General features: G+C 46.3%; 8 protein-coding genes and 1 pseudogene. 5 read left to right on the top strand and 4 right to left on the bottom strand.

The annotated features are described in order from the left end of the window. Positions 1-35 precede the first annotated feature (35 nt). Positions 36-1,385, bottom strand: a complete 1,350-nt coding sequence (locus A3CS_RS0102705; protein WP_019518215.1) for a GntP family permease — start codon at positions 1,383-1,385, stop codon at positions 36-38. A 217-nt stretch (positions 1,386-1,602) separates the two neighbouring features. Between A3CS_RS0102705 and A3CS_RS0102700 the strand changes: the two genes are divergently transcribed. Continuing rightward, positions 1,603-2,121 (top strand): gluconokinase, encoded by a 519-nt coding sequence (locus tag A3CS_RS0102700; RefSeq protein WP_005547305.1) that lies wholly within the window; start codon positions 1,603-1,605, stop codon positions 2,119-2,121. A 69-nt stretch (positions 2,122-2,190) separates the two neighbouring features. Here the strand turns inward: A3CS_RS0102700 and gntR are convergent, their stop codons facing one another. After that, positions 2,191-3,189, bottom strand: a complete 999-nt coding sequence (gene gntR / locus A3CS_RS0102695; protein ID WP_005547307.1) for a gluconate operon transcriptional repressor GntR — start codon at positions 3,187-3,189, stop codon at positions 2,191-2,193. Between the two features lie 48 nt (positions 3,190-3,237). After that, positions 3,238-4,062, bottom strand: a complete 825-nt coding sequence (fdhD, locus tag A3CS_RS0102690; protein ID WP_005588526.1) for a formate dehydrogenase accessory sulfurtransferase FdhD — start codon at positions 4,060-4,062, stop codon at positions 3,238-3,240. Between the two features lie 241 nt (positions 4,063-4,303). Here fdhD and fdnG point away from each other — a divergent pair. From fdnG to A3CS_RS0102670, 3 genes and pseudogenes are all read left to right on the top strand, one after another. Continuing rightward, positions 4,304-7,394 (top strand): annotated as a pseudogene (gene fdnG, locus A3CS_RS0102680) (formate dehydrogenase-N subunit alpha). 1 nt (position 7,395) lies between these two features. Beyond that, a complete protein-coding gene (gene fdxH / locus A3CS_RS0102675) occupies positions 7,396-8,322 on the top strand; it encodes a formate dehydrogenase subunit beta (RefSeq protein ID WP_005547320.1) in 927 nt (308 codons plus the stop codon). After that, positions 8,315-9,028: a formate dehydrogenase subunit gamma gene (locus tag A3CS_RS0102670; protein WP_005542205.1), complete on the top strand. Its 714-nt coding sequence runs from the start codon at positions 8,315-8,317 to the stop codon at positions 9,026-9,028. The genes fdxH and A3CS_RS0102670 overlap by 8 nt, the downstream gene beginning before the upstream one ends. A gap of 627 nt (positions 9,029-9,655) precedes the next feature. On the opposite strand, the gene hypF is transcribed toward A3CS_RS0102670, so the two are convergent. Beyond that, entirely contained in the window at positions 9,656-11,941 is a 2,286-nt protein-coding gene (gene hypF, locus A3CS_RS0102660) for a carbamoyltransferase HypF (protein WP_019518213.1), read from the bottom strand. Positions 11,942-12,236: 295 nt separating this feature from the next. On the opposite strand from hypF, the gene A3CS_RS0102655 reads away from it, so the two are divergent. After that, positions 12,237-12,836 (top strand): 4Fe-4S dicluster domain-containing protein, encoded by a 600-nt coding sequence (locus A3CS_RS0102655; RefSeq protein ID WP_005547326.1) that lies wholly within the window; start codon positions 12,237-12,239, stop codon positions 12,834-12,836. Positions 12,837-12,866: the final 30 nt, after the last annotated feature.

Genomic DNA, 12,866 nt, shown 5'->3' with positions numbered 1-12,866 from the left:
CACCATGATGATGCGCTTTTAGTGAATAAATAAAGTTAGAAAATGATGCTACCGATTAAGGCGATGATAAAACCGACGAAGCCGATGGAAGTTTCCAACATGGTCCAGGTTTTTAAGGTGGTTTTGGTATCCATTTCCAAGAAACGGCTCATTAACCAGAAACCGCTGTCGTTCACATGGGAGAATACAGTGGCGCCGGAGGCAATGGCAATCACGATAAAACATAAATCCAATTGGCTGAGATCGGTTGCGGCGGCAACGGTTGGGGCGATTAATGCGGCTGCGGTAGTCAGGGCTACCGTTGCCGAACCTTGTGCCACGCGCAATGCCATGGAAATAATAAAGGCGGCGATGATGATCGGCATACCGGTATTTGACAACATGGCGGATAACTCATCGCCGATGCCGCTGGCGCGCAATACGCCCCCGAACATACCGCCCGCACCGGTCACTAAAATAATGGAGCAAATCGGACCCAAGGCACTGTTACAAAGACTTTCGATTTGTTCATAACTGCGTTCTCCGCGCAATAAGGCAATGGCAATTAATAATGTGATTAATAACGCGATCGGGGTTTTGCCGATGAGGCGCAGGCTTTCGACCCACAAGGAAGAACCGTCAATCACTTTTGCCACACTGAGAGCATTTAACCCGGTATCAAACAAAATAAGGAAAATCGGTAAAACCAAAATAAACAGAACGCGCCCAAACGCCGGTGGATTTTGCACGGCGGTTTCACTGATGGCGGCGGTGTTCAAAAAGGTCTTCGGCAATTCAACAAAAAACTTTTTGCTGATGTACATACTGAACAAATAAGTACCGATGTACCAGGTCGGGATCGCGCAAATTAAGCCAACAATCACCATCAAGCCCATATTCACGCCGAGCAAATCACCGGAAGCCACCGGACCCGGATGCGGCGGTAAAAACGCGTGCATGACCGCAAAAGCACCGGCAACCGGGAAGGCATAACGTAAGACGGAACCACTGAAACGTTTTGCGACGCTAAAAACGATGGGTAACATCACCACCAAGCCCGCATCAAAGAAAATCGGGAAGCCGAACAGCAACGCGGCAATCCCCAGCGCAAAAGGCGCTTTCTTTTCACCGAATTTATTAATCAACGTATCCGCAAGCACTTTTGCCCCGCCGGTGACTTCCAATAAACGCCCGATCATGGTGCCCAAACCGACTAATAACGCTACAGACGCCAAGGTGTTACCGAAGCCGGTTAACATGGTCGGCAGGATTTTATCCACGGCAATTCCTGCAGCAAGTGCGGTCAATAAACTGACTAAAATTAACGCCACAAAGGCATGCATTTTAAATTTGATAATTAATAGCAGAAGTAAAAGCACTGCTGCGATCATAATAAAAATTAACATAATAATTCCTTATGTTGATAATGTTATCGGTAACATACCTTTTTGCCGACTTTTGGTAAATAAACAGCGTTTAAAAATGTGATCACAATCACAAAAAATTATATTTATGCGACATATTCAGCAATGAATGGCATTTTTTATCATATAAATATTGTTACCGATAACATTTTTACGTTAAGCTAAGCTGATTCAGAATTTCACGAAAAAGGAAATCACAATGGCAACAGGCAAAAGCATTATTTTAATGGGAGTTTCCAGTACAGGAAAAACATCAGTGGGGACGGAAGTAGCACGTCGTTTGGGGATAAAACTGATTGATGGCGATGATCTGCACCCGCGCGCCAATATCATAAAAATGGGCGAAGGACATCCGCTCAATGATGAAGATCGGGCGCCTTGGTTGGAGCGTATTCGGGATGCCGCCTTTAGTTTGGAGCAAAAAAGCGAGGTGGGCATTATCGTTTGTTCCGCCCTCAAGAAGAAATATCGTGACCAAATCCGTGACGGCAACCGCAACGTGAAGTTTCTCTTTTTACAAGGATCTTATGATGTGATTCTGGAACGTATGCGCCAACGCAAAGGGCATTATATGAAAGAATCCATGTTGAAAAGCCAATTTGATACACTGGAAGTGCCAGGAGCAGATGAACCGGATGTCATTCCCGCTGATATTGATGCCTCTTTTGAAGAGGTCGTCGAGCGTTGCGTTCAGGCACTGAAACCTTATCTTTCCTAAGGCAAAAAGTGCGGTTGTTTTTCTAAGTGTTTTTGCGATTGAAAAACGCTTGAAAAAATTACCGCACTTTTAAATGCTTTCGCCCAAATGAATCTGATAACCCAAGTTAATAATCGCACTTTGCGCCGGAATATCGTTAATGCGCGCCAGTAATTCCTGCGCGGCAATTCGCCCGATTTCCAGACGCGGGGTGATGACCGTGGCAAGTTGCGGCGTGATGGATTGCCCCACGTCGTGTCCGTGAAAGCCTGCCACGGCGATTTGTGCAGGAACCTTAATACCTAAACGCCGGCATTCGAAAATCGCGCCGATGGCGATGTCATCATTGGTGCAAAAAATACCGTCCAACTGTGGAAATTTGGCGAGCGCCTGATGTAACAATTCTCCGCCCAAGGTAAAAGAAGAATGCGCTTTGGTGGCGATCACCTGTGGCGTTAATTGATGCTTTGTCATGGCATTTTCATAGCCCTGTTGACGTAATCGGGTGCGTTTGTCCTGACGGGCAGCAAAATATGCCACATTGCGATGTCCGCGATTAATCATGGTTTCCACCATGGCCTGTGCCGCCGCAATATTATCAAAGCCGACGACTTGCTGAATGCCCACTTCGGTCGTATCCATAATTTCAATCACTGGAATATTCGCTATTTTCAGCATTTTTTTGGTTCTTTCGGAATGATGACTTTCCGACAAAATAATGCCGTCCACGTTATAGGAAAGCAGGCTTTCAATGCGCTGCTCTTCTTTTTCTTCGCTGTAGCCATAGTGCGCTAACATGGTTTGATAGCCCGCTTTATCGGTCACCTGTTCAATACCACGAATCACATTGGCGAACACCTGGTTGGTCAGCGACGGTACCAACACGCCGATTGCCCGACTCTTGGCATTCGACAAAATATCCGGCGCGCGATTAGGAATGTAACCGAAACGTTCAATGGCTTCCGCAATACGCGCCTGCGTGCCGTTCGCCACGGAATCGGGATTGCGCAAATAGCGGCTGATGGTCATTTTCGTGATGCCAAGATAATCGGCAATGTCTTGTAAGGTAGGACGTTTATTTTTATTCATAGGAAAAAGTGCCGTAAATACATGACGTTATTTTAGTCCAAGGCAGCATTAATCACAAATCCGTAACCGTTCTCTGCCGCTGTAAACTGTGGCGCGCCCTGCTCTGGCAAAACCGATCAGGGTTAAGTTATATTGCTCCGCCATTTGCACCGCCAAATCCGTGGAAGCCGAAATCGCCACCAATATTTCCACGCCAGCAGACACGGTTTTTTGCACCATTTCATAACTGGCACGGCTGGTGACGACGATAAAACCTTGCGGCTTCCCTGCTTTGGCGTGCCAGCCCAATAATTTATCCAACGCCACATGACGCCCCACATCTTCACGAATAGCAAGCAAGCTCCCTTCCAAAGAAAAGAAACCGGCGGCGTGTGTGGAACCCGTTTGTTTGCCCAGTTCCTGCGATTTCTGCAATTGCTCTAAACAATCGTCCAGCTGCGCCACATCGAAGGTTAAAGTGCGGTCTAATTTGGCGACGTTTTTATAAACCTGTTGCAACTGCTCTGCGCCGCAAATGCCGCAACCGGTTCGCCCGGTTAAGGTGCGGCGATGATCTTTCAGCGCCACAAAACAGCGGGTGGCTAATTCGACTCTGGCTTCAATACCATTACAAACTTCTTCAATATCAATACTATAAATATCACTCGGTTTTTCAATAATGCCTTCCGATAGCGAAAATCCCATAGCGAAATCCTCTAAATCACGGGGCGAACACATCATTACCGTATGGGAAATATCATTATAAACCAGCGCCACAGGCACCTCTTTTGCGAGGGTTTCTTGTTTCTCGGAGATGATGATTGTGTTTTGATTTTGTTTCTCATTTGTTAATTTTTTGATAAAAAAAATTACTTTTTTTGTGATCCAGTTCAAAATTTTATCCCATTATAACTATTATTACTTATAGATTTCCGTAGAAAAAATAGGTATTCTACCCACCGCTAACAAATGTATAACAGATATTTAACATATCACATCATTTATTTAGCTTCGATTTTGCTTAAATATCATGTGATTTTAACAAAACCGATCGTAAATTATCTACTCAGATACGAATTTATAACTATCAAAAAAGAGGTCGACAAAACATTCTTTGTCGATGTGGGGAGTATTTATGCAGATCAGTAGAAGAAAATTCTTTAAGGTCTGTGCCGGAGGAATGGCGGGAACATCCATTGCGATGTTAGGCTTTGCGCCATCAACAGCCTTGGCGGCACCACGCGAATATAAATTATTGCGTGCCAAAGAATCACGCCAAACCTGTACTTACTGTGCCGTAAGCTGCGGTATGTTGATGTACAGTACAGGGACACCATCCAATAACATTAAGTAGTCATACGAGTACCAATACCCGTTCTAAATTATTCCATATTGAAGGTGACCCGGATCACCCGATCAGTCGTGGCGCATTGTGCCCTAAAGGTGCCGGCGCATTAGACTTTGTCAATAGTGAAAGCCGCGCCTTATATCCGCAATATCGCGCACCAGGCTCCGACAAATGGGAACGCCTTTCCTGGCATGATGCGGTTAAGCGCATCGCCCGCCTGATGAAAGATGACCGCGATGCCAACTTTGTCGAGAAAAATGAAGCAGGCAATATCGTTAACCGTTGGGCCACTACGGGTATCATGACTGCATCGGCAATCAGTAATGAAGCCGCGCTGCTAACTCATAAGTGGATTCGAATGTTGGGGATGCTGCCGGTATGTAACCAAGCGAATACTTGACACGGACCAACGGTAGCAAGTCTTGCTCCATCATTTGGTCGCGGTGCCATGACAAATAACTGGGTTGATATAAAAAATGCCAATCTTATTCTTGTTCAGGGCGGTAACCCTGCCGAGGCCCACCCTGTTGGCTTCCGTTGGGCAATTGAAGCGAAGAAAAACGGTGCGAAAATCATCGTTGTGGATCCGCGCTTTAACCGTACGGCTTCTGTTGCCGATTTACATGCGCCAATTCGTTCCGGCTCTGACATTGCATTCTTAATGGGTGTGATTCGTTATTTGCTGGAAACCAATCAGATTCAATATGAATATGTAAAACATTACACTAACGCCTCTTATTTGGTAAACGAAGGTTACAAATTTGAAGACGGTTTATTCTCAGGCTTTAACGAGGAAAAACACAGTTACGATAAATCCACTTGGAACTACCAATTTGATGAAAACGGCCATCCGAAACGTGATATGACGTTGCAGGATCCACATTGCGTAATTAATGTCTTGAAAGAACACGTTGCCCGTTACACGCCCGAAGTGGTTGAAAATATTACCGGTGTAAAACAAAAACTGTTCTTACAAATTTGTGAAGAAATCGGTAAAACCTCTGCACCAAATAAAACCATGACGCATTTGTACGCGTTAGGCTTTACCGAACACACTATCGGTACGCAAAATATTCGCTCCATGGCGATGATCCAATTGTTATTGGGCAATATCGGTATGCCGGGGGGCGGAATTAACGCCTTGCGCGGTCACTCTAACGTACAGGGTACTACCGATATGGGCTTATTACCGACCATGCTGCCGGGCTATATGCGTTTACCGACAGAAAAAGAAAGCTCATTCGATCAGTTTATTAATGCGATTACGCCGAAAGACATCGTGCCGAATCAAATTAACTACTATCGTAATACGCCGAAATTCTTCATTAGTATGATGAAAACCTTCTATGGCGATAAAGCGACCAAAGAAAACGGCTGGGGCTTTGATTATCTTCCAAAAGTGGATCGCGTATATGATCCGATTACCCATGTGAAAATGATGCACGATGGCGAAATGCACGGTTGGATTTTACAAGGTTTCAACGTATTGAACTCCTTGCCGAACAAAAACAAAACCGTTGCCGGTATGAGTAAGTTGAAATACTTGATCGTGTTGGATCCGCTACAAACCGAAAGCTCCGAATTCTGGAAAAACTTCGGTGAATCCAACGAGGTAGATTCTTCCAAAATTCAAACGGAAGTCTTCCGTTTGCCGACCACCTGTTTCGCAGAAGAAGACGGTTCCATCGCGAACTCCGGTCGTTGGGCGCAATGGCACCAAAAATCCTGTGACCAACCGGGTGAAGCCTTACCGGATGCGGATATTTTCTCCATGATTCGTGAAGAAATGCATAAGCTTTACAAGAGCGAAGGTGGTCGCGGTATTGAGTCATTTGAAGCAATGACTTGGAACTATGACATTCCGCATTCTCCGTCACCAACAGAATTAGCCAAAGAACTGAACGGTTATACGTTGGAAGATTTATACGATGCCAACGGCAATCTGATGTACAAAAAAGGTCAATTGCTGAACGCTTTTGCCCACTTGCGAGATGACGGTACGACAACCTCCGGGAACTGGTTATATGTCGGTCAATGGACGGAGAAAGGTAACCAAACGGAAAATCGCGATAATTCCGATCCGTCCGGTTTAGGTTGTACTCTTGGTTGGGGCTTTGCATGGCCGGCAAATCGCCGCGTGCTTTATAGCCGCGCCTCTTTGGATATTAACGGTAATCCTTGGGATAAACACCGTCAACTGATCAAATGGAACGGTAAAAACTGGAACTGGTTTGATATTGCCGACTACGGCACTCAACCGCCGGGTTCCGACACTGGACCATTTATGATGTCAGCCGAAGGTGTTGGACGCTTATTTGCCGTTGATAAAATTAATAGCGGACCGTTCCCGGAACACTATGAACCGATTGAAAGTCCGATTGATACGAATCCGCTTCATCCGAATGTGGTATCAGATCCGACGGTGCGTATTTACAAAGAAGATCGCGAGTTTATCGGCTCAAATAAAGAATATCCGTTTGTGGCAACAACTTATCGTCTAACCGAACATTTCCACAGTTGGACCGCGCAATCTGCCATTAACATCATCGCACAACCGCAACAATTTGTGGAAATCGGTGAAAAATTGGCAGAAGAAAAAGGTATCCAAAAAGGCGATATGGTACGTATTACCTCCAAACGGGGCTATATTAAAGCCGTTGCTATGGTCACCAAACGCCTGAGAGCATTGGAAGTTAACGGCAAAACGGTACACCATGTAGGCATTCCGATTCACTGGAATATGAAAGTATTAAATGGCAAAGGTAACAGAGGTTTCTCAACCAACACGTTGACGCCATCTTGGGGTGAATCAGTGACACAAACCCCTGAATATAAGACTTTCCTGGTGAATGTCGAAAAAATAGCGGAGGCCGCATAATATGAGAGCAATGGATGTACAAACGCAGGATGTTATTAAGATCTCCGCAACTTCAGGGTTAACTCCGGCACCACGTGCACGTGATCACAAGGTAGAAGTGGCCAAACTGATTGACGTCACCACCTGTATCGGTTGTAAAGCCTGCCAGGTAGGCTGTTCGGAGTGGAACGATATTCGTTCCGATGTCAATGCACAGTGTGTCGGTATTTATGATAATCCAGTGGATCTTAACGCAAAAGCATGGACGGTCATGCGCTTTAATGAAGTGGAAGAAAATGATCGTTTAGAATGGTTAATTCGTAAAGACGGTTGTATGCACTGCACCGAGCCGGGTTGCTTAAAGGCCTGCCCGTCTCCGGGGGCGATTATTCAGTACGCCAACGGAATTGTGGACTTCCAATCCGATAAATGTATCGGTTGCGGTTACTGCATCGCCGGCTGCCCGTTTAATATTCCGCGTATGAATACGGAAGATAACCGTGTCTATAAATGCACGCTTTGTGTAGATCGCGTTTCCGTCGGTCAAGAACCGGCTTGCGTGAAAACCTGCCCGACCGGTGCGATTCGTTTTGGTTCCAAAGAAGAAATGAAAGTGTATGCAGAGCAACGCATTGCCGATTTAAAATCCCGTGGCTACAAAAACGCCGGACTTTATGACCCTGAAGGGGTTGGTGGGACGCATGTCATGTATGTATTACACCACGCCGACAAACCGGAGTTGTATAAAGGTCTGCCGAAGGATCCACACATCGACCCGACAGTCACCTTATGGAAAGACATTCTGAAACCGATCGCAGCGGTTGCCATGGGAGGCTTGGCGCTTGCTGAAATCGGTCACTACCTCGTCGTAGGTCCGAATATTGAGGAAGATGTGGAAGATCATCATGAAGAATGTGAGGATGAACGCGGGGGCACTCAAGATGAATAAGAGTAAAATTGAAATCACCAATGATACCCGTATCATTCGCCATCGAGTCCCTGCGCGTCTAAGTCACTGGTTCTTGGTGATTAGTTTCTTTTTAACCACATTTACCGGGGTGGCGTTCTTCTTCCCCGATTTTGCCTGGTTAACGGAAATTCTCGGTACGCCGCAACTGGCACGTGCCATTCACCCGTTCACCGGTATTTTGATGTTTATTGCATTCGTGTTCTTATGTTCACTATATTGGCATCACAATATTCCGGAGAAAAACGATATTCGCTGGATGAAAGGCATTGTTGAAGTGTTGAAAGGTAATGAACATGCCGTTGCCGATAACGGAAAATATAACCTGGGTCAAAAAATGTTGTTTTGGACACTGATCCTTGCCATGTTTACCTTAATGGGTTCCGGTATCATCATGTGGCGTCAATACTTCTCACACCACTTTTCCATTCCGGTGCTACGCATTGCCATCTTGCTGCATTCTGCCTGTGCTTTTATGCTGTTTACCGGTATTTTGGTACACATGTACATGGCGTTCTGGGTAAAAGGTTCCATCACCGGTATCGTGGAAGGTTGGGTAACTGTTCGCTGGGCGAAAAAACACCATCCGAAATGGTATCGTGAAGAAGTGCTTCCTGAACTGGAAAAAGATGTTGAGCGGGAAGAGAAAGGTGAACAGACCAAAGCAATATTCAAGAAATTTAGCTAATCAATTAAAGTGCGGTGAAAAATAACCGCACTTTAATCTATAATCTATATCCCAATCGGATCCCACAACCGACTCATAATTAAAGCACAGATTTTCATGGGTAAACATTATTCAACGGGTTCAAACATCGAACCATCTACATACTAAACCGGAAAAGTGAAAAGAAACGCTAATCAAAACATGGCTTGCCATATTGCAACAAACTTACTCAAGCTCAATTTTACTGCCATGGAGCTGAAAGATAAATTGGTGACGGGTGTAAACAACTTTTAGCTTGGTCGTCAGTGCTGAAGGCGATATTAGGGCAATTAAAGGAAACGGATTTACCGATTATACAGACTAACCAAGGTTGTCTATCGGCTTGCCCGTTGGCGTGAGATGTTAATTCGCGATGAGGTTTGCTTTATAGCATACAGCGCATAAGCTGATGGGAAAATTTATCTGCCCAAGTTTTGAGAGGCATGTGTTAATAAATAATATTTTTTGCTCCATAGCATTCATTTCTTTCCATGGCATCTTGTTTCTCCGAGAGATTTTGACACTCATTTTACAAGATTGAAATATAAACGATGTTTTGAACGCTTCATGTGTGAACCACCGTATTGCATACAACTGTAATATTTTGAACTATTCTGTTTTTGATTCGTTGAATTGACCGGCAATCACTACCTGCCCCAAACTCAAGCCGCCATCGCCCATAGGGAATTGGTGGGCGCTTAACACATTAAATTCCGCTAAATTTTCTCTTACCAATCGGCGTAATAATCGGTTATGCCATACGCCACCCGATAACACGATGGTTTTGCAACCATGGCGTTCGGCTTGTTGGCGGGCGAGAATGGCGAAGCCTTCAGCCAACGCGTAATGGAAGATAAAGGCTTTGTCGGCGGCGGAGGCGTTGAGGGCGAGCCAGGTTTGCCAGAAGACGGCGAGATCCAATTTATTTTCGCTGTTTAACGGCATTAAGGTCGGGAGATTGATTTCGTTTAATGGCAAACGGGCGCGCGCCGATTGTTCGGCGAGCACCTCTAATTGGCAGGCGGCTTCGCCTTCCCAGCTAAGTTGTGGCGGGGTAATGCCTAAGCCGAATGCCACGGCGTCGAAGAAGCGTCCGGCGGAAGAAATCAACGGGCTGTTAATTTTGCGTTCAATGACGGTGGCGAGAAGTTGCCAGTCGTGATCGGCGCAGGTTTGGGCGACGATGTCTCGCCAATTTGGCACGAATTGTTGTAAATGTGCCAGCCAGTTGCGCCAAGGTTGTTTGGCGGCAAGATCGCCGCCGGGCAGAGCGACGGCAGGTAAGCCGCCTAAATAGTACGCGGCTTTTTCATCTGCCAGCAGACATTCGCCGCCCCAAAGTTGCCCGTTTTCACCCATGCCGATGCCGTCCAGCGCCAGCCTGATGACTTGTTCATGACAATGGTGTTCTGCCATAACGCTGACGATGTGGGCGTGGTGGTGTAACACTTCCACATAAGGAATTTGGTATTGCGCCGCCAGTTGTTTGCCTACTTCGTGGGTGAAATAACCGCGGTGTGCGTCGATGGCGATAAGTTCCGGCTTGAATTGGTAGATTTGGCAAAACAGGGCGATATTCGCTTCCAATTGTGACCGCACTTTTTCGTTGGCGGTGTCGCCAATGTGTTGGCTGACGATGGCTTTATTTTGGCGCAACAGACAGAAGGTGTTTTTTAAATCGGAACCGAGCGCCAGCACATTGCGCGGACTGTGGTGATCCAACAGGGTTTCGTCAGGTACATAACCGCGTGCGCGACGCAGGGTTTCCGTACCGTCGAAAGCGGCGCGAACTAAGGAATCGTCGGCGCGCTGCAAAATGTCGCGGTTATGACAAAGAAAATAATCCGCCAAATCACTTAAATTTTGGACCGCACTTTCGTTACCCAAAATCGGCGGTTGTGCGCTTGGGTTAGCGGAGGTCATCACCAGCGGGCGGTTGGCTTCCCGTAACAGTAAATGTTGCAGCGGGTTGCTTGGCAACATCACGCCGATTTCGTTGAGTTTCGGCGCGATCTGTTCCGCCAGCAACGGCACTTTGTGTTTTGCCAGCAAGACAATAGGCGCGGCGGTGCTTGTCAGCAATGTGGTTTCCGCTTCCGTTAAATCCGTTAAAAAAGACAAATCCGGCACCATCACCGCCAGCGGTTTGGTCGGGCGGCGTTTGCGTTCGCGCAGTAATTGCACGGCGTTGGCGTTGGTGGCATCGCAAGCCAGGTGGAAACCGCCGATGCCTTTGACGGCGACGATCCTGCCTCGTTGTAATAAAAGTGCGGTGGTTTTTATCGGTGTTTTTTCATCGGCAAGATTGCCGCGCTTGTCCACCAGCCAAACGTGCGGGCCGCAGACGGGGCAGGCGTTGGGTTGGGCGTGAAAACGGCGGTCGGCGGGGTTTTTATATTCGGCGGCACAATCGGCGCACAGCGGGAAACTCACCATGGAAGTATTTTTGCGATCGTAAGGAATGGCTTTAATAATGGTAAAGCGCGGACCGCAGTGGGTACAGTTAGTGAATGGGTAGTGATAGCGCCGATTGTTCCGGTCGAATAAGTCGTTCAAGCAGGCGGGGCAGGTGGCAGCATCGGGCACGATTTGGGTGTCCATGGCGTTGTTTTCGCTTTCGCGGATTTCAAAGCCTGTAAAGTGCGGTGGATTTTCCCAGCGTTTTTCATGCTGTTGAATGTCGGTGATGAGGGCAAGGGGCGGCAGTTGGGTTTGTAAGTCGTGCAGGAAGTGTTTAAGCTGCTGTTCCGTCGGCGCAAGCAGGCGGATTAATACGCCTTGTCCGTCGTTGTTCACATCGCCGCGCAGGTTATGTCGGTTCGCCAATAGCCAGACGAAGGGGCGAAATCCTACGCCCTGCACTTTGCCTTTGATGCGTAATTCAATGCCTTCCATGTGTTGCCTTCCTTTTTTACTCCGCGTCTCAACTATCTGTTTGAATTTAATAATAAATCTTATTTATGTTCGCAGTAAAATTTTACAAAACAGTAATATCATTAACACCGTTGTCATTTTGATAAAGTTTATTTTACTGCGGTTATATTGTTGTATTTACTGTATTTTATAAAAATGAAAAAAAGTATGATCTCTGTCAAAGAATAAAAACTTTTATATGTGATTTATTTTTAGGCAAGAGTATCCTTATGAAAAGGGTGGTTATTTGACTAACTCTTTTTTATAGGGGGAAAATATGAATCGTTTTGTTATCGGTGATCCGAAAGATTGCATTGGATGCAACACCTGTATGGCCGCTTGTAGCGAAGTGCACAAAGCCTTCGGATTACAATCTTATCCTCGGTTACAAGTCATGCGTAATGATGATATAACCGTTCCAATCCTTTGTCGTCACTGTGATGACTCGCCGTGTGCCACCGTTTGCCCGGTACACGCGATTACACATGAAGGCGACACCATTCAACTCAACGAAAGTTTGTGTATCGGTTGTAAACTGTGCGGTATCGCCTGTCCGTTCGGCGCGATTACCCAACACGGCAGCGCACCGATCGATGCGCCTGCATACTACGAAAGTTTCACTTTCACTGATGCGGTAAAACGTGACATTCGCACCGCGCCGGATAATTCGGAATTGCATAATATGCTAGCATGGCAACCGGGCGTGAAAGCCATTGCGGTGAAATGCGACCTGTGCTATTTCCGTGAACAAGGACCGGCGTGCGTTCAAACCTGTCCGACCAAAACCCTGTTTATCATCAGTGATGAGAGTATTCAAGAAGCTAACCGCAAAAAACGTGAAATGGCAATGATGTCTTCACCTGCTATTCCAAGATAATTTTTTTACTCGTTAATCAATGGAGTGAAA

It is taken from the genome of Aggregatibacter actinomycetemcomitans DSM 8324 (assembly GCF_000372365.1).
In the GTDB taxonomy this organism is placed as follows: domain Bacteria; phylum Pseudomonadota; class Gammaproteobacteria; order Enterobacterales; family Pasteurellaceae; genus Aggregatibacter; species Aggregatibacter actinomycetemcomitans.
Note: the sequence above shows the minus strand (reverse complement) of the source record. Positions and strands in the feature narration are given on the sequence as shown.